This window comes from Klebsiella sp. 141251 (assembly GCF_050600725.1).
Taxonomy (GTDB): Bacteria; Pseudomonadota; Gammaproteobacteria; order Enterobacterales; family Enterobacteriaceae; genus Klebsiella; species Klebsiella aerogenes.
In genome coordinates this window covers 1-24,684 of record NZ_JAQIRG010000007.1, presented here as the reverse complement: position 1 = coordinate 24,684, position 24,684 = coordinate 1, and the positions used below count along the sequence as shown (strand labels likewise).

The window sequence follows — 24,684 nt, the reverse complement described above, 5'->3', positions numbered from 1 at the left end:
CATCAGACAATGCCGGTTAAATAGAACACGGCAATGACAAACAGAACCGCGAGGCTTTTGATAAGCGTAATGGCGAAAATGCCGCCGTAAGCCTGGCGATGACTTAAGCCGGTGATTGCCAGCAGCGTGATGACGGCGCCGTTATGCGGCAGGGTATCCATGCCGCCGCTGGCCATCGACGCGACGCGGTGCAGTACCTCAAGCGGGATATTGGCGGCGTGCGCGGCGGCCACGAAGGTATCTGACATCGCCGCCAGCGCGATGCTCATTCCGCCGGAGGCGGAACCGGTGATCCCAGCCAGTACGGTGACGCTTATCGCCTCGTTTAACAGGGGATTGGGAATAGCGGTCAGTGCTTTCGACAACACCAGGAAACCCGGCAGGGCGGCAATCACCGCGCCGAAACCATATTCCGAAGCGGTATTCATCGCCGCGAGGATCGCGCCACCCACCGCCGTACGGCTGCCTTCCGCCAGACGGCCGCGGATATTGCGAAATCCGAACAACAGCACCACGACGATGCCGGACAGCAGCGCGGCCTCGACGGCCCAGATAGCGGTGATTTTGCCGACCTCGGTGACGATGGGTTTGGCAAGCCCAGGCAGGGTCAGCTCGTGGCTGGCGCCATACCACTGCGGGATCCAGCGGGTAAACAGCAGGTTCAGCACGCCGACCAGCAGCAGCGGGGCAATGGCGATCAGCGGATGCGGCAGATTGATGTTATCCGGCGTCTGCGGCTCGTTTTGCAGATCGGTACCGTAACCCTCGCCATTCGCGAGCGCTTTACGCCGCTGTCGTTCCAGCCACAGTAAACCGAAGGTGATGATAAACAGTGAACCTATCAACCCAAGCCAGGGGGCGGCCCAGGCGTTGGTGCCAAAAAAGCTGGTGGGGATAATGTTCTGGATCTGCGGGGTGCCCGGCAGGGCATCCATAGTGAAGGAGAACGCGCCCAGCGCGACGGTTGCCGGGATCAGCCGCTTCGGGATACCGCTCTGGCGAAACAGTTCGGCGGCAAAGGGATAGACCGCAAACGCCACCACGAACAGCGAAACGCCGCCGTAGGTCAGCAGGGCGCAGACCAGCACGATCACCGGGATCGCATGTCGCCGCCCGAGAATTTGAATCGCGGCGGCGACGATCGAACGTGAGAAGCCCGACAGCTCAATCAGCTTGCCAAAGACGGCGCCGAGCAGGAATACCGGAAAATAGAGCTTCACGAAACCGACCATTTTTTCCATAAACAGGCCGGTAAAGGTGGGGCCTACCGCGCTCGGGTCGGTGAGCAGAACCGCGCCAAGCGCGGCGATAGGGGCAAACAGGATAACGCTGTATCCACGATACGCAGCCAGCATCAGTAATGCCAGCGCGGCCAGGGCGATCAACACACTCATTACGACTCCTCACTATCATTGTTATTGTCGGGGTACAAAACGAGAAGTTACGGTTTCAGGGCGTAGCGCAGCTGATGTTCACGGCGCGACTGTATTCGTTTCTGCCGGGCCTCATCCCAGCGATAAAAACCTTGCCCGCTACGGGCGCCGGTAGCGCCTTGCGCGACCTTGTCGGCGACCAGCGACATCATGTCGCTGCCCGTGGCCAGTTCCGGCAGCAGGTGCTGGCAGATATCCTGGACCGTCGCCAGACCGGTCATATCGGCGGCTTCCAGCGGGCCGACCATCGCGTAACGGCGGCCGAGCGAGGCGCGCATCACTTTGTCGACCACTTCCGGCGAAGCGATGCCGCTCTTGACGATATGCAGCGCTTCGCGCAGCAGGGCGAACTGTAGTCGGTTGCCGACGAACCCCGGCGCGGCGCGGTTGAGTACTACCGCTTCCAGCGAGCAGGAGGATAAAAAGTCGCTGACCTGGTTGGCGAGATGCGGCAGGGTAGCGCTACCCGGCACCACTTCCACCAGCGGGATAAAATGCGGCGGATGCCAGAAGTGGGCGATTAACAAGCGCTCCGGATACCGCATCCCCTGCGCCAGCCGATCCGGCGGTAGTCCGCTGGTGTTGCTGGCGATGATAGCTTCGTCGGCGATCAGCGTTTCCAGTTCCCGGTATAAGGCGTGCTTGAGCGCCAGACGCTCCGGAATCGCTTCGATCAGCAAGCTGGCGTCAGCAAGATCGCCTAATGCCGTGGTGCCGGAGAGGCGCGAGAGCACCGACGCACGCTGAGCGGCGTCAAACTGCTCGCACTCTTCAAGCTCGCGCAAAATGGCGGCGGCGACGTTCTCGATCTCGCTAATGCGCGCCGGGTCGGTGTCGTAGAGGCGTACGGCGTGGCCGTGGCGGGCAAAATGGCAGGCGATGCCGACGCCCATCAGGCCGGCGCCCAGTACCGCCAGTTGTGGTGTAAACATAGTGGCTCCTGTTAACGTTCGATGGTCATCGCGATACCCTGACCGCCGCCGACGCAAAGCGTCGCCAGGCCTTTGCTGACATCGCGGCGCTGCATTTCGTGCAGCAGACTAACCAGAATGCGACATCCTGAGGCGCCAATCGGGTGGCCGAGCGCGATAGCGCCGCCATTGACGTTGACCTTCTGGTTGTCCCACTCCAGCAATTTACCGACTGCCAGCGCCTGTACGGCAAAGGCCTCGTTGGCTTCGATGAGATCCACCTCATCCAGCGCCCACCCGGCGCGCTGCAGCGCCTTCCGGCAAGCGCTTACCGGGCCGATACCCATCACGGACGGATCGACGCCGGCCACCGCAGAGCTGACTATTCGCGCCAGCACCGGCAAGCCAAGCTGCCGCGCTTTATCGACGCTCATCAATAAGACTGCCGCCGCGCCATCGTTGAGCGAAGAGGCATTGCCCGCGGTAACGCTGCCATCTTCCGTGCGGAAGGCCGGGCGCAACTGCGCGAGCTGTTGTTCGCTGGTTTCCGGGCGCGGCTGTTCGTCTGCGTCCACCCTGCGCGGCGCTTTTTTACCCTGAGGGACGCTAAGCGGCACTATCTCAGCCTGAAAGCGCCCGGCGGCTATCGCGGCGGCGGCTTTGCGCTGCGAAAGGGCGGCGAAGGCATCCTGCTGGGGGCGGGAGATGTCAAAGGCGTCGGCAAGGTTCTCGGCGGTGATGCCCATGTGATAGTCGTTAAACGCATCCCATAATCCGTCCTGAATCATGCTGTCCTGCATGCTGGCATGGCCGAAGCGCAGGCCATCGCGCGCGCCCTGAACCAGATACGGAGCATTGCTCATGCTCTCCTGGCCGCCGGCGATCGCGATCTCCGCCTCGCCGCTGCGAATGGCCTGTACTGCCTGTTGCACGGCTTTCAGCCCGGAACCGCAAACCAGATTGACGGTAACGGCCGGGGTTTCAACCGGTAGCCCGGCGCGCAGCGCGGTTTGTCGCGCCGGATTCTGTCCGCAGCCGGCGGTTAATACCTGGCCAAAAATCAGTTCGTCAACGGCGCTGGCCGGTAGCTGTGTGCGTTCAAGCAGACCACGCACTACGGCGGCGCCAAGCTCGACGGCGGAAAGGGAAGATAAGGCGCCGCGAAAACTGCCGATTGGCGTACGTAGCGCGCAGACGATAGCGACTTCTTTCATATTGCCTCCTTAGTTGAAGCGCATTTCGCGGACGTCATCGGCAATGACCAGCCGTCCAGCCGTTTTACGGGCAATTTCGTCAATGCTGACGCCGGGAGCGTATTCGTGCAGAACAAAGGCGCCGTCGCTAATTTCCAGCAGTGCGAGATCGGTCAGTACCCGGCGAATACAGCCCGCGCCGGTGAGCGGCAGGGTGCACTGCGCCAGCAGTTTGGATTCGCCGTTTTTCGAAGCGTGCGTCATCACCACGATGATGTTTTGCGCGCCGGCCACCAGATCCATGGCGCCGCCCATGCCTTTCACCATTTTCCCGGGGATCATCCACGAGGCGATATTGCCCGCGACATCGACCTCAAAAGCGCCCAGAACCGTGAGATCGACGTGGCCGCCGCGGATCATGGCGAAGGACTGGGCGGAGTCAAAGATAGCCGCCCCGGTTTGGGCGGTAACGGTCTGCTTGCCGGCGTTAATCATGTCGGCATCGAGAGTCGACTCATCGGGAAATTCGCCCATCCCCAACAGGCCGTTTTCCGACTGCAGCATCACTTCAATACCGGCGGGAATATAGTTAGCGACCAGCGTGGGAATGCCGATACCAAGATTGACATAATCGCCGTCGCGCAGTTCCTGGGCGACGCGCATCGCCATTTGTTCGCGAGTTAACATGTTCAGTTCCCTCCGGCGCGCAGCGTGCGCTGTTCAATACGTTTTTCGAATTGCCCGACGATCAGCCGGTCGACATAAATACCGGGCGTGTGGATGGCGGAAGGAGGGAGTTCGCCCGGCGCGACGATTTCTTCGACTTCCACTACCGTGATCCGCCCGGCGGTGGCCATCAACGGGTTAAAATTCTGCGCGGTATGGCGGTAGACTACGTTACCGTACCAGTCGGCTTTCCAGCCCTTCACAAGGGCGAAATCGCCGCGAATGGCCTCTTCGAGAATGTAATTTTTACCGTCGAACTGACGCACTTCTTTGCCTTGCGCCACCGGCGTGCCGTAACCGGTCGCGGTATAGAATCCGGGGATCCCGGCGCCGCCGGCGCGAATTTTCTCGGCAAGCGTCCCTTGCGGCGTCAGCTCCACGGCGAGTTCGCCGCTTAGTACCAGCTGTTCGAAGAGGGCGTTTTCTCCCACGTAGGAAGCCACGACTTTGCGCACCTGCCGCGTTTCCAGCAGCATGCCGAGACCAAAGCCATCGACGCCGCAGTTATTAGAAACTACCGTCAGGCCCTGTACCTGGCGGCGTTTGACCTCGGCAATTAAGTTTTCCGGAATGCCGCACAGGCCGAAGCCGCCGGCCAGTAACGTCATGCCATCGGTTAATCCGTCCAGCGCCGCTTCATAGCTGGCGACGCGCTTATCCAGTCCTGCCATCATTTTTCTCCTGCCTTGCGATGGCTCTATCATTAAGGGCGCCGACTGATTTGATAATTTTGAATTTGTGACCCACTCATTTGGATTTTTTATTAATTTATCGTTAACTAAATTCTTTCAATTAGTTAACAGGTGGAAAAATGAGAATGAGTGTCAAACAGTTACGCGCGTTTCTAGCGGTAGCTCACACTCTCAATTTCGCCCACGCCAGCGAGCGCCTGAACCTGTCGCAGCCGGCGCTGAGTTTGACCATCAAGGGGCTGGAAGAGGCGCTTGGCGGCGCGTTGCTGCAGCGCAGCACCCGCAAAGTGACCTTAACCCAGGAGGGAGAGACCTTTCTGCCGATGGCCCGCCAGCTGCTGGCGGACTGGGACAATGCCGAAGAGGCGATGCGGCAAAGTTTCACCCTGCAGCGGGGAAAGATCTCCGTCGCCGCGATGCCGTCGTTTGCCGCTAACGTGCTACCGGAAGTGCTTAAAGCCTTTCGCGACCGCTATGCGGGAGTCAACGTGACGGTGCATGACGTGATTAATGAGCAGGTGATTGAGATGGTGCGCGAAGGCCGGGTGGAGATGGGGATCGCGTTTGAGCCATCGCCAGGCAACAATCTGTTGTTTACGCCGCTGGCGGTGGATCGCTTTGTGGCGATCGTACCGAAAACGTCGCCTTTAGCGAGTAAAAAGCAGTTAAGCTGGCGTGAACTGCTGACGCTGGATTTCATTACCCTGCAGCGACCGTCGGCGGTGCGTTTGATGCTGGAAGAAGAGCTGGCGCGCAGCGGCAGCCAGTTGGACGTGGCGCTGGAAAGTCATCAGTTGGTCACCGTTGGGCGGATGGTCGCCAGCGGTCTGGGCGGCAGCGCGGTGCCCGCGTTATGCCAGTCGCAGATGCAGTCGCTGGGAGCGGTTTGTCTGCCATTAAGCGATCCGCCGATTGAAAAGTGTATTGGCGTTATTCACGCCGGACATATGCAGTTGTCGAAAGCGGCGCAGGCGCTGCTGGAAACGCTGAAGGGTTTTTTGCCCGCTTAGGTCGTTTACAGATAAAAAAACCGGCCTGGTTAGCCGGTTTAATCATTAGATTTTGCAGGCATCGCCGCAATCATCATCGGCAACAATCGCCTGCGCTTTTTTGTCTGCTTCGTCCAGGCGTTCAGCGTTACGTTCTTCCGCTTCTTCCAGGCCGCTAAACACCAGGTTGTCGAGATCAATTTCCATGAGTTACCCACTTTGCTACTTTTTTGACTGTCGGCAGAGTATAGGTCAAAACAATGGAAGGTTGCACCCCGCGCCCGAAGCTATCGCACAGAGCGTTAATCGTCAGCTTGTTTTTGGTAGCGGAGTGGAGGGGTATTAGTCAATAACCGCTATTATTCATAGTTGACATTATTCATTTATTATATGAAAGCATAAAATGATAATTTTCGGATTGTTTCTTAAATGAAATGACAACGAACCAGTAAATAACGATTGACCCGTTTCAGATATGGTAATATGGCCGCGATTATGGATGAGTCTATGGACCTTGATCAATGGTATCGATAACAGCATCTGCCATCAAAGAATGGCGGAGAAATAATAAAGTCATTTGTCACGTAAAACTTAAATATAAAAAGGTATTGCGAAAATGTCGCGAAATACCTTTAACAGGAGGTAAGTACAAGGAATATCAACGGCTTTGCCAGACATACACATGTGCAAAATTGACCAGTACGACACCGGGGCTGGTACATTTTGAAGATAAGCCTTTTAAGGCATATTTAAATAAGCGAATGTCGAAAAGAGCTAAACTGAATATTGCCCATGGCGCTTTGAATTTTATTGAAAAAAGCTTTCAGACGGAAATATTACCGCAGTTGTATAATGTATCGTCGTTCGGTTGCTCGATGATTACCATCCCGTTGAAGAATGGAACCAGCCTGGAAGTGAAACTTCTGGCCTCGCCGTTCCAGGAAGAGGGGGAACTGATGCTGCAGATGTTCTTTGAAAATAAACGCGTATATAGCGTCTGTTTTTCCTGCACGGATCAAGGAAGCGCGTGGATTGGCGGTATTCAGGGCGGTAAAGACATTAGCAACGATGAAGTGAAGTCGTTGACCAAAGAGCTCTACGGCACGCGGCCAAAAAACCTGATTATCACCTTGCTGTACGGGTTATTGCGCCACTTTAATATCCGTGAGATCTACGCCATCGACAGCGACTACCATGTGAAGAGCGACAAGGTGAAAGCCAGTTACTCAGAGTTGTGGTTAGAAATCGGCGGCGAGAAGCAGCGGCGCGGTTGGTACAAATTACCTCCACAAGAGATTAAAAAAAGTCTTGAAGAGGTGAAAAGTAAACATCGCAGCCAGTTCATTAAACGTGAGAGTTTAAAAGAGCAGGCGCAGTTGGATCTGATCGCAGCATTACGGCAGATTAGCGTAGGTAACAACACCAACCAACCATAATACTGGATTGCCGATTCGCCGGGGGCGGCGGGTCGGCAAGCCATGATTGATGCCATCTTCTTCCTTGCGGCCCCGTCTAACACCACTCTCCTTTACAACCTGCTCATCTATCAAATCCAGTTTATAAATTAAAAAATTTTAAACATTTTATGCGGTTAAATTTTACATAAAATTTACATGTCCATATACTTTCTTACGTTCTTCGCCCTGGTTTGGGGCGTCCAACCAACAGGTTAACTGCGCTGTACGGCATCGCTTATCGATCGGCGCTTTAAAATAAATGCTTTGGTTATATCGACATATGTCGAATGGGATGAAATATGGACGAACAAAAAGGTCATGGTCGAAGGATCTTCTTCACCATATACCGATTGCTTTTTGTGTTACTGAGTTTTGGCATTGGGATTTTCTTAACTATCTGGGGGGGCAAGCTGCTCTCGCTCGGCGGCAGCGCCTGGTATCTGTTAGCCGGTCTCGCTTATCTCATCATCGCCGTCGGTTACTTCACTCGTAGTCAATACGCGCTTCCTCTTGCTGTTCTTACCTTTCTGTTAACGCTGGCCTGGGCGCTGTATGAAGTGCAGCTCAGCTACTGGGGCTTGATCCCTCGTCTGGTGGTTCCTGCGCTGATGCTGATGCTGGCCCTGTGGCTGGCGGCGGCGATGCCGGTGGCTCGCGTGCGTCTGGCGAACTGGAGCGCGACGGTTATCTTTATTGCGCTGCTGGCGACGCTGGTTTCGGCGTTCTACCCGCACGGCGGCATCCATAATGGCGTCGTGAAAGCGGCGAATGGCAACAGCGCGACGCAGGCGGCAAAAAGCGATAACTGGGAATTCTTCGGCCGCGATGCCTCCGGCACCCGTTTTGCGCCGTATACAGATATTACCCCGGAAAACGTTCATAAGCTGAAAGTCGCCTGGACCTACCACACAGGCCGCCGCCTGACCGGCCCGGCCATTGGCGTTGACGAAAATACGCCGCTGCAAATTGGCGATACGCTGTATTCCTGTACGCCGCTTAACGTGGTGACCGCCATTGATGCCGATACCGGCAAGGCGCGCTGGCGCTTTGACCCGCACGCGCAGACAGCGGAACATGTGACCTGCCGCGGCGTGGGTTACTATGATGTGCAGAGCGACGATACGCTCAGCGCGGAAGAAAAAGCGAGCCCGGCGCTGCAACAGTGTCCGCAGCGGATCATGGTATCGACCGTGGATGCGCGCCTGCTGGCGCTGAATGCAAAAACCGGCGAACTGTGCGATGACTTCGGCGACCACGGCAGCGTGGATCTGAAGCAGGGCATGGGCGACACCGAAAACAGCAAACGCTACCATCCGACTTCAACGCCGGTGATCATGGGGCATATTGCGGTGCTGGGCGGCTGGGTACGCGATATCGTACACGGCGAGCCATCCGGGGTCGTACGCGCTTTTGACGTACGCGATGGTAAAGTCGTCTGGGCCTGGGATGTCGGCAAGCCGGAAAATATCACCGACCCGGAAAAAGGCCGCGTTTATACGCTCGAAACGCCGAACGTGTGGACCATTCCCGGCTTTGATAAAGAGCTGAATCTGGTTTATCTGCCGACCGGTAACGGGCCGCCGGACTACTGGGGCGGCGATCGTAATGAAGCGAAAGAGAAATATGGCTCCGCGGTGGTGGCGGTGGATGCCAGTACCGGTAAAACAAAATGGGTTTTCCAGACCGTTCACCACGATATCTGGGATTACGACCTGCCATCGCAGCCGGTACTGTTCCACATGAAAAACGAGCAGGGCGAGGACGTGCCGGTTCTGATCCAGACCACCAAAACCGGACAGATTTACGTGCTCGACCGCCGCACCGGCAAACCGGTGACCCGCGTCGAAGAACTGCCGGTCGCTCATCAGGGAGCGGAGGGCGAACATCTGTCTGCCACCCAGCCGTTCTCTACCGGCATGCCGCAGTTAGGCGTCGAGCCGCTGAGCGAAAAATCAATGTGGGGCGTGACGCCGTTCGACCAACTAATGTGCCGTATCGATTTTAAAGAGTCGACCTACCTTGGCATGTATACGCCGCCGTCAGAGAAACCGTATATCGAGTGGCCAAGCCTGCTCGGCGGCATGAACTGGGGCGGCATCACCATCGATGAACGTACCGGCACGCTGTTCGTCAACGATATGCGTATGCCGTTGCGGATGTCGCTGGTGCGCAAAGAAGAGATGGCGAAATACAAAGTCTCCACCGACGAAGTCCCTGGCTTTATGGGCACCGTTCGCCCGCAAGTTGCCGGGCCTTACGGCGGCGTACGTATCGACATCCTGCAGTCCGCGCTGGGCGTGCCCTGTAATACCCCGCCGTTTGGTACCATGAGCGCTATTGACCTGAACAACCGTCAGCTCTTGTGGCAGGTGCCGATGGGCTCGGTAGAAGATACCGGGCCGCTGGGGATGAAAACCCATCTGCATATCCCGTTGGGAATGCCGACGCTGGGCGGCCCAACCTCCACCGCCTCGGGCCTGGTGTTCTTCGCCGGTACCCAGGATAACTATCTGCGGGCGCTGGATTCCGCCAGCGGTAAAGAGCTGTGGCGCGCTCGCTTGCCGGTTGGCGCGGTAGCGGCGCCGCTGGTCTACAAATCGCCGAAAACCGGCAAAGAGTACGTGCTGATTTCCGCCGGCGGTGCCAGCCACTCGCCGGACGTCGGTGACGATATCATCGCCTACGCGCTGGAGGACTAACCTCCTTACACGAAACAGGTCCCGGAAACGGGACCTGTTACTGGCTGACAGCCCGCGTGTTGCAGGGGTCAATCCTGGACTTTTACTATCTGAACATCGCTTTGCGCAATACGCTGCCCTGCGGCATTGACGTAGGCCAGAGACACCGGCGCACCGCTGGTTTTATCTACTAACTGGATATGCGGCGACGTATGCAAGAGTTGCTGATGTCCCCATTCCATCAGGGCAAAAAGAACCGGCGCCAGGCTGCGGCTCTTTTCGGTCAGCGTATATTCATAACGCTCACGCGCCCCCGCTTCGCGATAGGGAAGTTTACGTAGTAGCCCCACATCAACCATCAATTTTAAACGCTGAGTTAACGTCTGTTTGCTCATTCCGGTATGAGCGCGAATCGTTTCGAAACGCGTCACGCCGTAAAACGCCTCTCTTAAAATCAATAAAATCCATTGATCGCCAACAATTTTAGCGCTTTCCGCCAGGCCGCAAAGTTCCGCGGGCAGGTAAGGGGATGAATTATCTTTTGACATGATTTAGGTTATCTCCTAACCTGAGTTTGAAATATAGACTCAGTTAATCAGGAGAATACTGTGCCTTTTGTTAATGTGCAAACGATTAAAGGGATCATGACCGCTGAACAGAAGAATGAACTGCTGCGTCGCATGACTGACCTCATGGTGGAAATTGAAGGCCGGGGCGATCCGCAATTCCGTCAGTCCGTCTGGATCCGTATTGATGAACACGAGCCGGAACAGTGGAGTCTCGGAGGAATACAGCCGACAGCGGAGATGATAGCGGCAAAATTTGCCGCTAAACGATGATCTTATTGCCGTTATTGTTATGCGATAACCACGCGCGATTCAGCCTCAATTTCATGACAGGCGACCTGGTGCCCCGGCGCGATTTCGCGCAGACGCGGCGGTTCGCGACGGCAACGTTCGTTTGCCTGCGGGCAGCGGGATGAAAAGCGGCAGCCGGCAGGCGGTCGGGAAGGGTCGGGAATTTCCCCCTGAACGACCGCCAGCGGCTCGCTATCAGGATCCAGCGTGGGGACTGCGGCCAGCAGCGCCTGGGTATAGGGATGAAGAGGGCGGCTAAACAGCGCATCGCGGCTGGCCGTTTCCACCAGTTGACCGAGGTACATCACCGCCACGTCGTCGCACAGATGCTCCACTACCCCGAGGTCATGTGAGATGAATAGAAAAGTGACGCCACGTTCGTCGCGCAGGTCGGCAAACAGATTGATAATCTGCGCCTGAATCGACACATCGAGTGCGGAAATGGGTTCATCGGCGACGATAAAGTCCGGATTCAGAATCAGCGCGCGGGCGATGCCGATGCGCTGCCGCTGACCACCGGAAAATTCATGCGGAAAACGGTGGTAATGCTGAGGCGCCAGCCCGCATATCTTCATCACCGCAATGACTTTCTCATGGAGTTCAGCGCGCGTGCACAGTTTATGCTGCAGCATCGCCTCGCCAATCGCCTCGCCGATGCGGATGCGTGGATTCAGTGAACTATAGGGGTCCTGAAATACCAGCTGAATTTTTGGCCGTAAAGCCTGCATTGCTGCCGCTGACAGTTCGGATAACTCCTGACCGCGGAATTTAATGCTGCCGGCGGTTTTTTCATACAATCCAAGCAAGGTGCGGCCAACGGTGGTTTTACCGCTACCGGATTCTCCGACGAGGCCGAAAATCGTTCCCGGACGGATATTAAAACTGACGTCATCGACCGCGCGCAGTTCCCCGGTCTGCTGGCCGAACAGGCCGTCGCGCAGCGGAAAATACTTTTTCAAGCCATTAACTTCAATGATATAGGGCTGATTCATGCCACCGACTCCGTGAATTCACTATAAAAACAGGCCGCCTGGTGAGAGGGCCCCAAAAGTGGCGGTGTATCCTGGCGGCAGCGCGCGGTTGCCTGTTGGCAGCGATCGGCAAACGCGCAGCCCGCAGGCAGTTGCGCGAGATCCGGTACCTGGCCGGGAATGGAGTAAAGCCGCCGGCGGCGTGCGCCCGGCACCGGGCGAGAGGCGATAAGACCGCGGGTATAGGGATGCTGCGGCTGGCGCAGTACCTCGGCGGTGGTTCCCTGTTCGACGATCCGCCCGGCATACATCACCACTACCCGTTCGGCCATCTGTGCGATCACTCCCAGATCGTGGGTGATCAGCAGCAGAGCCATCTGGTTTTCGCGCGCGCGGTCGCGCAGCAGTCGCAGGATCTGCGCCTGTACGGTGACATCCAGCGCGGTTGTCGGTTCATCCGCTATTAATAATTTTGGCCGGCAGCTCAGCGCCATGGCGATCATTACCCGCTGTAGCATGCCGCCGGAAAGCTGGTGTGGATAGTTCGCCATCAGGCTTTCGCTGCGCGCCAGTCCCACCTCGTTTAACAGTTGTATTGCGCGCTGCCAGGCGGCTTGCGGCGAGTCACCGCGATGACGTATTAGCGGCTCGCAGAGCTGTTCGCCTATGGTCAGTACCGGGTTGAGCGCCGACATCGGCTCCTGGAAGATCATCGCCAACTGGTTGCCGCGCAGGTCGGCCATGTGACGGGCTTTCAGCTTGAGCAGATCGCGTCCTTCGAAATGGATCTCGCCGCCGTCAATGCGAGCGGCCTGGGGAGGCAGCAGGCCCATTAACGACATGGCGGTCACGCTTTTGCCGCAGCCGGACTCACCGACGATACCTACCGTTTGCCCGGCCTGAATCGAAAAAGAGACCTCCTGTACCGCGCGCACCCGGCTACCTTCAGCAGCGAAAGAGACAGAAAGTTGCTTAAAAGAAATTAATGGCGTGCTCATTTCAGCCTCTGTTTCATTTTCGGGTCCATTGCGTCGCGCAGGCCGTCGCCCAGCACATTAATAGCAATCACAGTAATAAAGATGGCAATCCCGGGAGGCATCCATAGCCACGGTCGCCGCTGAAAATCAATCAGGCTGTTAGCAGCATCCATCATGTTGCCCCACGATGGTGTCGGCGGTACCACGCCGAGGCCGAGATAGCTCAGCGCCGATTCGCTCAGAATGGCGTTAGCGACCGCCATTGTCGCCATCACCACCAGAATCGGGATGGTATTGGGCAGCAGGTGACCGAACAGCCGGCGACGCGCCGAGAGTCCCAGTACCTGCGTCGCCAGCATAAAATCGCGCTCGCGTAGCGACAGGCACTGCCCGCGCACCAGCCGCGCCAGCTTCGGCCACTCCAGCAGGCTGAGCATAATTACGACCATCCAGATGCGGGAATCCGGCGAAAAGTCGAGCTCGGAGAGCATCGCGCCGGCGACGATTAATAATGGCAGGCCGGGTATCGTCATCACCAGATCGGCTAGCCGCATGATCAGTTTATCGGTGAGCCCGCCGACATAGCCCGACAGCGCTCCCAGCAGGTAGCCCAGCGTTACCGATAGCAGCATAGTCAACAGGCCGATTATCAGTGAAATGCGCCCGGCCAGCAGTAAACGCGTATAGATATCGCGGCCAAGAAAATCGGTACCTAACCAGTGTTCGGCGCCGGGTGGTTTGTTGATCATCAGCGCATCGGTGGCGTCATCTTTCCACGGCGACCACATCGGCCCGAGCGCGCACCACAGGGCCATCACCGCAAGCAGGATTAAACACAGCATCGCCATTCGGTTGCGGCGCAGTTGGCGCCACGCCTGATGCCATGGAGAGGGAGTTATTTGCGCGAGCGCGGGGATTGTCGCCTGGCGCAGGCGGCGACGGTGGCCAAACAGGGAAGTTATCATCATTACCGCACTCGAATGCGCGGATCGGCCCACGCGTAGAGCACATCGGCCAGTAAATTACCGATGATCGTCAGCACCGCCAGAAACAGGGTAAACCCCATCAATACCGGATAGTCGCGAGCGGCCAGCGAATCGATATGAATGTGTCCGGCCCCCGGCCAGTTAAATACTTTTTCGGTAATGATGGCGCCAGAGAACAATCCCGGCAGTTCAAAGCCAAGCAGGGTGATGACCGGCAGTAGCGCATTGCGCAGCGCGTGTTTCATGATAACCGTGCGTTCTCGCAGCCCTTTAGCACGGGCGGTACGAATGAAATCCATCTTCACCACGTCGAGCATGCTGGCGCGAAAATAGCGCGTCAGGCTACCGGCCTGCAGCATCACCAGCGCCAGTACCGGCAGTACCAGATGGGCGGCGACCTGCAGCACATACTGCCAGCCGCTATCGTCGCTGCCGGTATTGGTCATCCCGCCTACCGGCAGCCAGTGAAGGTCGACGGCAAACCACTTAATTAGCAGCAGGCAGAGGAAAAAGGTGGGAAAGGACATCGCGGCGAACACCGCGATACTCACCAGATGATCAAACCAGGAATTAGGTCTGAGCGCGGAGACCACGCCAACCGTCAGGCCGATACCCCAGTAGAAAACCAGCGCCACGCTCGCCAGCAGGAAGGAGTTCCAGATGTACTGGTTCAGTAACTGGCTGACCGGAATTTGGTATTGCAGCGAGAAGCCTAAATCCCCGCGCAGCAGTTGCCCCAGCCAGTGAAGGTAGCGGGTGAAAAGCGGCTGGTCGAGGCCGTATATCGCCTTCAGTTCGGCGGCGCGGGCGGCCGTCAAGGTGATATTGCCATCGATAAAGTCGCCGGGGGTTTTGGCAAAGAGCATAAAAATGATAAAGGAGGCCAGCAGCAGCATCGGCAGCGTTTGCAATAAGCGCCTCAGGATGAAATTTTTCATAACATTCTCACATCAGCCGCCGGGGAGGCCGGCGGCTGGGGGATTTACTTCACGATTTTCACGCCCGGCAAACTGCCGGTGAGGCCGTTATAGATATCCGGCTTAAAGCCGGTCACGCGGGCGCTGCTGGCGGAAAGAATCTCCCGGTATCCAAGCAAGATAACCGGCGGATCCTCGGCCAGCACCTGGTACAGCTGGTGATAAATAGGCTTGCGTTGTTCGACATCCAGCACCGCGTTACCCGCATTGATAAGCTTATCGACTTCAGCATTGTGGTAGCCCGACTCTTTGGCTTCGCTGCTGTAGAAGTCCCACACGCCGTCATGCGGATCGTTGAGGGTGCTGGTGCTAAACGACGCCAGATCGTAATTACCTGCTTTGCGCTGCGCCATCAGCGCGTTGAAATCAACCACCTGCGGTTTCAGCAGCACGCCGATCTGCCGCCAGTTCTCTTTGGCAATCGGAATCAGCGCGTCGTTAATGACTTTTTTGCTCGCCAGCAGGGTCAGCTCCAGCCGTTTACCGTCTTTCACGCGGATGCCATCGGCGCCAGGCAGCCAGCCCGCTTCATCGAGCAGTTTTTTCGCCTGCGCCGGATCGTAATGATAGGGGTTGACGCCCTGCGCGTTGAAAGCCCAGGAAATAGGCGCGATCGGTTCAATGGCTACCTTGCCGTATCCCTGATACACCACGTCGATTAACTTCTGGCGGTCAAGCCCGTAAATCAGCGCCTGACGCACTTTTTTATCCTGCAGCGCCGGGCGATGGACGTTGAACTCCACCTGGCTGTAGTCGCTGGAACCGTAGAGGTTGATATTGGCAAAACCGAGCATCTTAAGCTGCTCAATATCATCCGGACGCGAGGTGAAGGCGTCGTAGTCGGTTTCGCCGGTCTGGAATAACTGGAAATTGGTGGACGGATTGGTCACGCGATAGATAAAGCGTGGCGTTGGCGGCGTACCGCGGTAAAAATGCGTGTTGGCGTGGAAGCGAATCTCCTGACCGGGAATATATTTATCGTAGACATACGGGCCGTTACCCAGCGGTTTTCCGTGCAGAGAACGCAGATAATCCAGATTTCCGCGTTGATACCCTTTGCCGTACCAGGCTTTTGATAATACCGGACCGCCGATTTTCGCCAGCGTCGTCGCGCCCGGCTGAGTGGTGGTAACCTGCAGGGTCAGCGGATCGATAACTTTCAGGCCGCTCACGCTATCGGCTTTGCCGGCTTTATATTCTGCGCCGCCGGCGATATTGGCCAGAGTAATATCGGTGTCGCCGTCATATTTCGGGTCGAGCAGAACGGTCAGCGTAAAGGCGACATCCTCCGCGGTGAGTGGCGATCCGTCGCTGAAGGTCAGGTTAGGGCGTAATTTGATGGTATAGACTTTGTTATCCGCGCTCACCGTCCAGCTCTCAGCCAGCCCCGGCACCAGCTTACCCTGACTGTCCCAGTCAATCAGGCGCGAGAAAATAACGTTGGTGACGTTCTCATCCCAACCGTTGACGAAGAAGTAAGGGTTAAAGATCCCCTGCGGTTCAGAAATGCCGGCCACCACCGTGTCTTTACGCAGTTTGGCGCTTGCCGGGATCTGGCTGGCATCGGTTGCGGGAGTGATCCCTTCTTTAAGGATATCGTCGGCGTTGGCGACAGAAGAAAATGCCACCATGCTACCGAGTAGCGCCACTTTCAGCGCCAGCGCGAAGCGCGTTTGTCTGGTTTTTAATCCTTGCCGTAATCTGGACAAAAGTGCTACCTCATCAAATGATTGCGTTGTTATTTACAATTCATGACGAAGATAAGAGGCGCGCTGAATACTGTCTAACAACGAAACGCTATGGTTTATAGCCATTTCGCATTAGCAAAAAACCGGCAATATAATGCCGGTTTTCGGGGAAGTCATAGTGGATTGTTCTTTATGCCGCGGCAGCTAATCGCGGGCCTCAACCGGCAGCCACAGAGTCTGCGGATTGGCGAAATAATATTCAACTTCGGCATAAAAACGGCTGGCGTGCAGGCCATCCACAAAAGCGTGATTAAATCGGCCGGCAACCGGAATGATGCCATTTTTCAGTTTCCCCCACGTCAGGGCGGGCACCGCCGCGCCAACGTAGTATTCCGCATGGGTCATGGCGCTGAAGTGCAGCCACGGCAGGCAACTGGCGCAAAAGAAATTTTCTTCTTCCACAATAAGCGGTGAGGGATTGGTGCTTCTTGCGGCCTCAATGCGCGGCGTTGCGGCGGCGCTAAACGCGGGGAAATCAGCGGCGTTATCGCACCATACCTGACGAAAACCTTCGCTGGCCGTCATGATCGGCGTCATCACCGAGATGGCGTCATATTCGATGATATCGTCGTTGCGCAGGCGCTGTTTTAGCTGCGGTACGGCGTTGGCCGCGCGCAACAGGCCGAATAATGCCAGTTGGAAGAAGGAGACGCCGTGGTCCTTCGCGCAGGTATACAACTGTTGCGCTTCGACCGGTACGCACAGATTGAAGCTGGGATTGGCAAAGGTACGGTAGAACGTAAAATGATCCAGGCGAGGCCAGCTCGCTTTATCAATGACGCGATAATGTGCCACGGTTGACTCCTTCATGTGGGTTTCCCTTACTATGCGACGATTTCCACCAGGTTACCATCCGGGTCTTTGATAACCGCCTCATAATAGCCATCACCGGTGGTGCGCGGGGCAGAGACTAAAATTCCCGCCATTTCAGCGCGTTTGGCTAACGCATTAACCTGTTCCGCGCCGCCGACGGCGATCGCCAGATGCGCCCACCCCGTATGGTTGTTATCGCGGGGCGAGTCCTGTAAGCCGGGTTTGGCCATTAACTCAATTGCCACGTCAGAGCCAATTTTTACAAAGTAGGATTCAAAACCAGGATTGGTCTTACTGTGGTACTTTTCGTTGATTTCACCGGCAAAAAACTCCACCCAAAAGCGTGCTTGTTGCTCAAGATGGCGGGTCCAGAGGGCGATATGGGCAACTTTCATAATTTACCTCGTAAGGGTTCGGGTTGACAGCATGCGCATGAGTGAATGATTATGCTCTTTGCTGCTCGTTATGTTTATTTAAAGGAGTTATTGTGCTCGATTATGCTGCTTTCCCTCAGCAACGACAAGCGCTGATTTGTCAGATCCTGCAGGAGGACGGTAGGGTCGTCTGCGCCGATTTGGCTCAGCGCTTACAGGTCTCTGAACATACTATTCGCCGCGATCTTCATGAGTTGAGCAAAGAAGGATATTGTAAGAAAGTCTACGGCGGCGCGGTGATGACCCTGCCGGAATCCATGGAGTACAGCGAACGTAAAGAGAAAAACAGGGCAACAAAGAGCAGGATCGCACAGAAGTGCGCACAGCTAGTGAAACCGGGCGGCTGTATTTTTATTGATACCGGCACCACCAATCTGGCAATGGCGGAAGCGCTACCGGGCGAGCTGGCCTTAACCGTGGTCACCAATTCTCCGGAAATCGCGGCGGTTCTGCTTAAAAAACCGCTTTACGAGGTTGTGATGCTCGGAGGTCTGGTGCAACACGCGGCTGGCGGTTGTGTCGGCGCATCGGCGGTGGCCCAGGTGCAGGGGATCCTCTTTGACCAGGGGTTTATTGGCGGCTGCGCGATGGCTCCGGAGTCAGGTTTAACCGGCTTTGATCACGCCGATTGTGAATTTAAGAAAGCGGTTATCAAACAGTGCAGTGAGATTATCGTTGGCTTAACCTCAGATAAAATCCCCGCCGTCGCGCGTTTTGTGGTAGCTGAAAGCAGCGCCATTGACGTGCTGGTGGTGGAGGAAAACATTAGCCGTAAATACCGGGATGCTTTCCGTGAACACGAGATCCGTATCTATACCGTCTAGTACAGGGGCAAATTATTAATTTGAGAAAACCGGGCTATCACTTTGATAAAAATGGCGGCGAAATGTTTCTGCCCTGCGGGCCGCGGCCTTAGTAGCGCTATTTTCTCCGCACTTTAGCCGTATTTTGCGCGGCGACTCACAAAAACGAAGCTTACGCAGCACCTCATTGATTTCTGGCACAAATCTTGGATTTGTTATCGGTGAAGTGGCTTTTCCCATGGGTTATGGATAGCGCGACGTTTAGCGAACCCGGGATTGCCCGCAACGGATAATCATTGAGGGGACTGTTATGTGTGCTTCACCTTCAGCGCCGCTACGGCGCGTGGATGGACTGGCGAAAGTCAAAGGAACGGCCGTTTATGGCGACGATATTACCTTACCGGGCATGCTGTATGGCGTTTGCCGCTTTGCGGATATACCCGCCGGGAAAATCGAGGCGATAGATCTTAGCGAGGCGCTGAATGTTGCAGGCGTAGTAAAAATCGCCACCTGGCAGGATATCCCCGGTACACCGGTCGTGGGGATCATCGTCAAAGATTATCTGCCTATCGTCAAAGACGAGGTGGTCTTCCACGGCGATGTCGTCGCCGTGGTGGCGGCAACCAGTTATGAAGCCGCCTGCGAAGCGGCGGATAAAATACATGTGCGCTATACGCCTTATGAGCCGCTAACGGACGTAGAAGCCGCGCTGGCGGCGGACGCCCGGCGAATTCACCCGGAGCGCAGCGATAATATCGCCGCCCATCACCACACCGTTAAGGGCGACATCGCCAAAGGCTTTGCCGAAGCCAGTCACGTGATTGAACGTGAATATGAAGTGGGCTTCCAGGAACACGCCTACATCGAACCGGAAGTCGTACTGACCTGGCTTGATCCTACCGATGGTAGCCTGATTATCTCCGGCTCCATTCAGAACCCGCACCGCGTACGCAGCTTCGTGGCTAAGTTTATGGGCTGTCCGCAAAGCCAGATTAACGTCAAACGCGCGGTGATGGGCGGCTCGTTCGGCGGGAAAGACGACATCATCGATCATCTGGCCTGCCGTTCCGCATTGATGACGCGGCTTACCGGTCGTCCGGTTAAATTTACCTACACCCGCGAGCAGTCCATTATCGAAAGCTGTAAGCGCCACCCTTATAAAATGAAGTATCGCGCCGGGGTGGACGACAACGGGCGTATTCTGGCGATCAAAATCGATATTCTTGCCGATAGCGGCGGTTATGCGGCGTCTTCCCCGTTCGTCACCTGGCGTTCTTCGGTGCAGGCGGCGGGGCCGTACAATATTGATAACGTCCATATCGACGTCAAAGCCGTCTATACCAACAACAGCTATACCTCGGCGATGCGTGGTTTCGGTTCACCACAGGTGGTTTACGCCAACGAATCCTTTATGGATGAAATTGCCGAAGTGCTCAATCTCTCGCCGGTGGCGGTGCGTGAAGTGAATGCGCTGCGTCAGGGAGATACCTCGGTCACCGGGCAGCAGTTTGATAAACACACCGTCTCGGCGACTGAAGTCCTGAGTAAGGCGGTGAATGCCTCGGAATTTGCGGCAAAACGCCAGCACTATCGTGAATTGAACCAAAAAGGCGGCGTTTATCGATATGGTATTGGCCTGGCGCTGAGCTATCGCGGCTGTTCCATTGGCGCGGAAGGGGTTGATACTTCGACGGCGCTTATCCAGGTCAATGAAGACGGTAGCGTCAATCTGGCGACATCGGTATCGGAAAACGGTCAGGGTCTGCAAACCGCGATGTCGCTAATCGCCGCGGAAGCCTTTGGTATTCCTCTTTCTGAACTGCATTTTATGGAGCCGCCGACCTCGGTTATCGGCGACGGCGGATCGACGGCGGCGACCCGCGGGACAATGGTCGGCGGCGGGGCGATTCTTGACGCCGCCGACAAGATAAAACGCCGTATTCTTAGCGTCGTCGGCGACAGCATCGGCACCCGCGAGTTGGAAGAAACCCTGTGGCAGGACGGCTTTATCATCAACGCCCAGGACAGTGAACGGCGTATTGACTTCAAAACCGCGGTTAATAAGACCAAATGGGCCAGCGTCAGCCTGACCGAGTACGGCTGGTTTGTGCCGCCGCCTATTCATTGGGATGAAGAAAAAGGCTGCGGCAGCCCGTACTTTACCTGGGTCTACGGCTGCCAGGTGGCGGAGGTACGGGTGAATACCAGCACCGGTAAAACCGATTTGCTGCATGTTACCGCCGCCCATGACGTGGGCCGGGTACTCAACCCGGTGGGTTTTGAAGGCCAGGTTTACGGTGGGGTGGCGCAGGGTTTCGGCTATGCGCTGCTGGAAGACTTCAACATTGAAAACGGCCGGGTCAAATCGGAAAACTTCGACAGCTACCTGCTGCCGACGATGAAAGATATTCCGCCGATGACGATTATCGGCGTAGAAAACCCGGATATCGCCGGGCCTCTGGGGGCGAAGGGGATCGGCGAACCAGCCACTGAACTCGCGGCGGCGGCTATCAACAACGCGGTAAGTTTTGCCCTCGAGACGCGGTTTAATAAATTACCGCTGACCCTTGAACAGGTGATCCTCGGCTACAACCTGAAAAAGCCGGTTCGCCAAAGCGAAATGATGCTGGAGGCGGAAAACAAGAAGCAGGTGCTGCGTCTCACTGACGTGGAAGTGACTCGCGCGAAAAGCCTGCAGGAGGCGTTAGCCCTGCTGGCGCAAGAGGGCGTGACGGCTATCGCCGGCGGTACCGATGTAATTGTGCAGGGGCGTCTGCAAACCCGCGCGATGCGGCTGGTTGATATTTCCCGTCTGCCGGAGTTGACGCAGGTGAGCGAAGATCCGGTCAGCCATGAGGTCATCATTGGCGGAGCGATGACCTTTAACCGTATTACCGATCATCCGCTGTTGCGCGAACGTTACCCGCTGCTGGTGCAGGCCTGTCATACCGTCGGTTCGCACCAGATCCGCAACCGCGCCACCATCGGCGGCAATATCGTCAACGCCGCGCCCTGCGGCGATTCCATTCCGCCTGCCATCCTCTATGACGCGCGCATCGAACTGCGCTCGCTAAATGGCGCACGCACCCTCGGTCTGGCCGAGTTCTTGCTGTCTGGCTACAAGACCCAGCGCCAGCCGGATGAACTGCTGACCAAAGTGATACTGCCGCCGCCGGCGCGCCCGCAGGCGAAAGGGTTTTATCACCAGTTAGGGCGGCGCAACGCCCTCAACATCACCCGTCAGAGCCTGAGCGCGTTACTGGACTTTGCTGATGATGGCACGGTGAGCTACTGCCGGCTGGTGGACGGCGCGCTGTTCAGCAAGCCGCAGCGGCTGCTCGATATTGAGCGCTGCCTGCTGGGGAAACCACTGAGCAACGACACTATCGATAGCGCCTGCGAAGTGCTGGACAAGCTTATCTATGCGGCCATCGGCAAGCGCTGGTCGGCGGCATATAAGCAGCCGGTGTTCGTCAACATGTTCCGCGACATGATGGCCGAGGCGCAACGGGCCTCAGGGATTTAATGATTCAATCAGGGCGCCAGAGCGCCCTGTACAGGATAAAGCTATGAGCACAATTAAAGTGAAGGTAAACGGCAAGCTGGTGGAAGCAAAAGTAGAAGGCAATATGCGCCTATTGGATCTGGTGCGGGATACATTGCATCTTACCGCCACCAAAGAGGGATGTTCGATTGGCGAATGCGGCGCCTGCACGGTGCTGATGGACGGTAACGCCGTTTGTTCTTGTCTGGTACTGGCCGAACAGTGTGATGAAGCGGAGATCGAGACCCTGGAAGGGTTAAACGATAATCCGATTACGCAAAAATTACAGGATGCGTTTATTGAGAAGGGCGGCGTGCAGTGCGGGTTCTGTACGCCGGGAGTATTGGTCAGCGCCACCGAGTTGTTAACCAAAGAGCCGCACCCGGACGAAGCGCAAATAAAGGATGTATTAGAAGGCAATATTTGCCGCTGTACCGGCTATCAGCCGATTATTGACTCCATTCAACACGCGATTAAATCGTGATCTTGTACCGGGGCTGCTGTTTTGTGCGATTTGGTGGCCGGATAAGGCGCCACCGGGGGAGAATTCCCGGATAGCGGCGCATAGCGTTTTATCCGGGCTACGGTTTGATATTCGTTTGGTAGCCCCGGTAAGCGTAAGCGCCACCGGGGAGGATTCCCGGATAGCGGCGCATGGCGCCTTATCCGGGCTACGGTTCGGTAGTCGGTTGGTAGCCCCGGTAAGCGTAAGCGCCACCGGGGAGGGGTCCCGGATAGCGGCGCATAGCGCCTTATCCGGGCCACGGTTCGGTAGTCGTCGGTATCCCCGGTAAGCGTAAGCGCCACCGGGGAGGATTCCCGGATAGCGGCGCATAGCGCCTTATCCGGGCCACGGTTCGGTAGTCGGTCGGTAGCCCCGGTAAGCGTAAGCGCCACCGGGGAGGGTTCCCGGATAGCGGCGCATAGCGCCTTATCCGGGCTACGGTTCGGTATTCGGTTGGTAGCCCCGGTAAGCGTAAGCGCTACCGGGGAGGATTCCCGGATAGCGGCGCATAGCGCCTTATCCGGGCTACGGTTCGGTATTCGGTTGGTAGCCCCGGTAAGCGTAAGCGCCACCGGGGAGGATTCCCGGATAGCGGCGCATGGCGCCTTATCCGGGCTACGGTTCGGTAGTCGGTCGGTAGCCCCGGTAAGCGTAAGCGCCACCGGGGGAGGGTTGGTATGGCCGTCGAACCTTAACCCATCGCGCTTTCGCGCAGGCGGGCTTTCAGCTTGTTGTACTCATCGATCACGTACTGCTCCGCCGCGCGCTGATCGGCAATCCGCTCAACGTTAACCGCGCAGTACTTGTACTCCGGCGTTTTGGTTATCGGGCTCAGGTTCTCCGACACCAGCTCGTTACAGGCGCCAATCCACCACTGGTAGGTCATGTATACCGCGCCTTTATTCGGCCGATCGCTGACCTGCGCGCGGGTGATGATGCGGCCTTTACGCGAATTGACCCACACCAGCGCTTCATCCTCGATGCCTAACCGTTCGGCGTCGGCGGTGTTGATTTGCGCATAGCCCGGTTCATCCGCCAGCGCCGCCAGCGCCGCGCAGTTGCCGGTCATCGAACGGCAGGAGTAGTGACCGACCTCGCGCACCGTTGAGAGCACCATCGGGTACTGTTCAGAAAGTTTATCTCCCGGCGCGACCCAGTCGCAGGTGAAAAACTGGGCTTTACCGCTCGGCGTAGAGAACGTCTCTTTAAACAGATACGACGTCCCCTGGTCGGCGTCGGACTCATCGCGGCATGGCCACATGACATAGCCGAGCTCGCCCATTTTTTCATAGGTGGCGCCGTAGAAGTTCGGGCACAGATGCCTCAACTCGTCCCAGATCTCCTGGGTGTTGTTGTAGTGCATCGGATAGCCCATCCGGGTGGCGATTTCGCTGATGATCTGCCAGTCGGTTTTCAGGTCCCACTTCGGCTCCACCGCTTTAAAGAAGCGCTGGAAGCCGCGGTCCGCTGCGGTATACACGCCTTCGTGCTCGCCCCACGAGGTGGATGGCAGGATGACGTCGGCCGCGGCGGCGGTTTTGGTCATGAAAATATCCTGGACGATAACCAGTTCCAGCTGTTCAAACGCCTTGCGCACCGCGGAAAGCTCGGCATCGGTCTGCAGCGGATCCTCGCCCATAATGTACGCCGCGCGAACTTCGCCGTGTTCGGCGCGGTGCGGCAGCTCGCTGATGCGGTAGCCGGTATGTTCCGGCAGGCTGTCGACGCCCCACGCTCTGGCAAACTTCTCGCGGTTTTCCGGGAACTTAACGTACTGGTAGCCCGGATAGGTATCCGGCAGCGCGCCCATATCGCAGGCGCCCTGAACGTTGTTCTGTCCGCGTACCGGGTTGACGCCGACGCTCGGCTTGCCGAGGTTGCCGGTGAGGATCGCTAGGCTGGTCAGCGACCGCACGGTCTCCACGCCCTGGTAGAACTGGGTGACGCCCATGCCCCACAGGATGGCGGCGGATTTGGCGCTGGCGTACAT

The 24,684-nt window shown here is 56.9% G+C and carries 22 protein-coding genes; 7 read left to right on the top strand and 15 right to left on the bottom strand.

Annotated elements, in window-relative coordinates; translation table 11 throughout:
* Positions 1–2: 2 nt before the first annotated feature.
* Genes PGR09_RS16390 through PGR09_RS16370 form a run of 5 tightly spaced genes read right to left on the bottom strand, consistent with a single transcriptional unit; the run spans position 3 to position 4,934 of the window.
* Positions 3–1,394 carry a GntP family permease gene (locus PGR09_RS16390; protein WP_045397687.1) on the bottom strand — a complete coding sequence of 464 codons (1,392 nt, stop codon included), beginning with the start codon at positions 1,392–1,394 and terminating at the stop codon, positions 3–5.
* A gap of 47 nt (positions 1,395–1,441) precedes the next feature.
* Positions 1,442–2,365: a 3-hydroxyacyl-CoA dehydrogenase family protein gene (locus PGR09_RS16385; protein ID WP_430916312.1), complete on the bottom strand. Its 924-nt coding sequence runs from the start codon at positions 2,363–2,365 to the stop codon at positions 1,442–1,444.
* Between the two features lie 11 nt (positions 2,366–2,376).
* Positions 2,377–3,558, bottom strand: a complete 1,182-nt coding sequence (locus tag PGR09_RS16380) for an acetyl-CoA C-acetyltransferase (protein WP_380378452.1) — start codon at positions 3,556–3,558, stop codon at positions 2,377–2,379.
* 9 nt (positions 3,559–3,567) lie between these two features.
* Complete coding sequence (locus PGR09_RS16375; protein ID WP_045397682.1) at positions 3,568–4,224, bottom strand: CoA transferase subunit B; 657 nt, start codon at positions 4,222–4,224, stop codon at positions 3,568–3,570.
* Between the two features lie 2 nt (positions 4,225–4,226).
* Complete coding sequence (locus tag PGR09_RS16370; RefSeq protein ID WP_047046533.1) at positions 4,227–4,934, bottom strand: CoA transferase subunit A; 708 nt, start codon at positions 4,932–4,934, stop codon at positions 4,227–4,229.
* Between the two features lie 140 nt (positions 4,935–5,074).
* Between PGR09_RS16370 and PGR09_RS16365 the strand changes: the two genes are divergently transcribed.
* Positions 5,075–5,965 (top strand): LysR family transcriptional regulator, encoded by an 891-nt coding sequence (locus PGR09_RS16365; protein ID WP_020079025.1) that lies wholly within the window; start codon positions 5,075–5,077, stop codon positions 5,963–5,965.
* A 45-nt stretch (positions 5,966–6,010) separates the two neighbouring features.
* Here the strand turns inward: PGR09_RS16365 and PGR09_RS16360 are convergent, their stop codons facing one another.
* A complete protein-coding gene (locus PGR09_RS16360; protein ID WP_015705194.1) occupies positions 6,011–6,151 on the bottom strand; it encodes a hypothetical protein in 141 nt (46 codons plus the stop codon).
* Positions 6,152–6,465: 314 nt separating this feature from the next.
* Here PGR09_RS16360 and PGR09_RS16355 point away from each other — a divergent pair, with 314 nt between their 5' ends.
* Together PGR09_RS16355 and PGR09_RS16350 are read left to right on the top strand one after the other, a co-directional pair.
* Positions 6,466–7,380, top strand: coding sequence for a DUF535 family protein (locus PGR09_RS16355; RefSeq protein WP_320482541.1), 915 nt, complete (start codon positions 6,466–6,468; stop codon positions 7,378–7,380).
* 320 nt (positions 7,381–7,700) lie between these two features.
* A complete protein-coding gene (locus PGR09_RS16350) occupies positions 7,701–10,100 on the top strand; it encodes a membrane-bound PQQ-dependent dehydrogenase, glucose/quinate/shikimate family (protein ID WP_348877058.1) in 2,400 nt (799 codons plus the stop codon).
* A 68-nt stretch (positions 10,101–10,168) separates the two neighbouring features.
* Here the strand turns inward: PGR09_RS16350 and PGR09_RS16345 are convergent, their stop codons facing one another.
* The gene (locus tag PGR09_RS16345) at positions 10,169–10,627 is read right to left on the bottom strand and encodes a winged helix-turn-helix transcriptional regulator (RefSeq protein ID WP_047046525.1); all 459 of its coding nucleotides are present in this window, start codon (positions 10,625–10,627) and stop codon (positions 10,169–10,171) included.
* A gap of 60 nt (positions 10,628–10,687) precedes the next feature.
* On the opposite strand from PGR09_RS16345, the gene PGR09_RS16340 reads away from it, so the two are divergent.
* Positions 10,688–10,918, top strand: coding sequence for a tautomerase family protein (locus tag PGR09_RS16340; RefSeq protein ID WP_045397673.1), 231 nt, complete (start codon positions 10,688–10,690; stop codon positions 10,916–10,918).
* A 17-nt stretch (positions 10,919–10,935) separates the two neighbouring features.
* On the opposite strand, the gene PGR09_RS16335 is transcribed toward PGR09_RS16340, so the two are convergent.
* The 7 genes from PGR09_RS16335 to PGR09_RS16305 all read right to left on the bottom strand — a co-directional run bounded on the left by PGR09_RS16335 (position 10,936) and on the right by PGR09_RS16305 (position 17,803).
* Entirely contained in the window at positions 10,936–11,928 is a 993-nt protein-coding gene (locus tag PGR09_RS16335; RefSeq protein ID WP_380378455.1) for an ABC transporter ATP-binding protein, read from the bottom strand.
* Complete coding sequence (locus PGR09_RS16330) at positions 11,925–12,905, bottom strand: ABC transporter ATP-binding protein (RefSeq protein ID WP_047046519.1); 981 nt, start codon at positions 12,903–12,905, stop codon at positions 11,925–11,927. The genes PGR09_RS16335 and PGR09_RS16330 overlap by 4 nt, the downstream gene beginning before the upstream one ends.
* A complete protein-coding gene (gene opp4C / locus PGR09_RS16325; RefSeq protein ID WP_045397668.1) occupies positions 12,902–13,849 on the bottom strand; it encodes an oligopeptide ABC transporter permease in 948 nt (315 codons plus the stop codon). The genes PGR09_RS16330 and opp4C overlap by 4 nt, the downstream gene beginning before the upstream one ends.
* A 2-nt stretch (positions 13,850–13,851) precedes the next feature.
* A complete protein-coding gene (locus tag PGR09_RS16320) occupies positions 13,852–14,808 on the bottom strand; it encodes an ABC transporter permease (protein ID WP_015705201.1) in 957 nt (318 codons plus the stop codon).
* Between the two features lie 44 nt (positions 14,809–14,852).
* Entirely contained in the window at positions 14,853–16,556 is a 1,704-nt protein-coding gene (locus tag PGR09_RS16315) for an ABC transporter substrate-binding protein (protein WP_047046514.1), read from the bottom strand.
* 183 nt (positions 16,557–16,739) lie between these two features.
* Entirely contained in the window at positions 16,740–17,390 is a 651-nt protein-coding gene (locus PGR09_RS16310; protein ID WP_316423597.1) for a CatA-like O-acetyltransferase, family 1, read from the bottom strand.
* A gap of 29 nt (positions 17,391–17,419) precedes the next feature.
* Positions 17,420–17,803 carry a VOC family protein gene (locus PGR09_RS16305; RefSeq protein ID WP_315710202.1) on the bottom strand — a complete coding sequence of 128 codons (384 nt, stop codon included), beginning with the start codon at positions 17,801–17,803 and terminating at the stop codon, positions 17,420–17,422.
* Between the two features lie 92 nt (positions 17,804–17,895).
* On the opposite strand from PGR09_RS16305, the gene PGR09_RS16300 reads away from it, so the two are divergent.
* From PGR09_RS16300 to PGR09_RS16290, 3 genes are all read left to right on the top strand, one after another.
* Entirely contained in the window at positions 17,896–18,666 is a 771-nt protein-coding gene (locus tag PGR09_RS16300) for a DeoR/GlpR family DNA-binding transcription regulator (RefSeq protein WP_047078447.1), read from the top strand.
* Positions 18,667–18,955: 289 nt separating this feature from the next.
* Entirely contained in the window at positions 18,956–22,171 is a 3,216-nt protein-coding gene (locus tag PGR09_RS16295; protein WP_430916310.1) for a molybdopterin cofactor-binding domain-containing protein, read from the top strand.
* A gap of 43 nt (positions 22,172–22,214) precedes the next feature.
* The gene (locus tag PGR09_RS16290; RefSeq protein ID WP_380378460.1) at positions 22,215–22,673 is read left to right on the top strand and encodes a (2Fe-2S)-binding protein; all 459 of its coding nucleotides are present in this window, start codon (positions 22,215–22,217) and stop codon (positions 22,671–22,673) included.
* Between the two features lie 712 nt (positions 22,674–23,385).
* On the opposite strand, the gene PGR09_RS16285 is transcribed toward PGR09_RS16290, so the two are convergent.
* Positions 23,386–24,684, bottom strand: a 1,299-nt coding sequence (locus PGR09_RS16285) for a molybdopterin-dependent oxidoreductase (RefSeq protein ID WP_430916309.1), incomplete at its 5' end; no start/stop codon positions are given.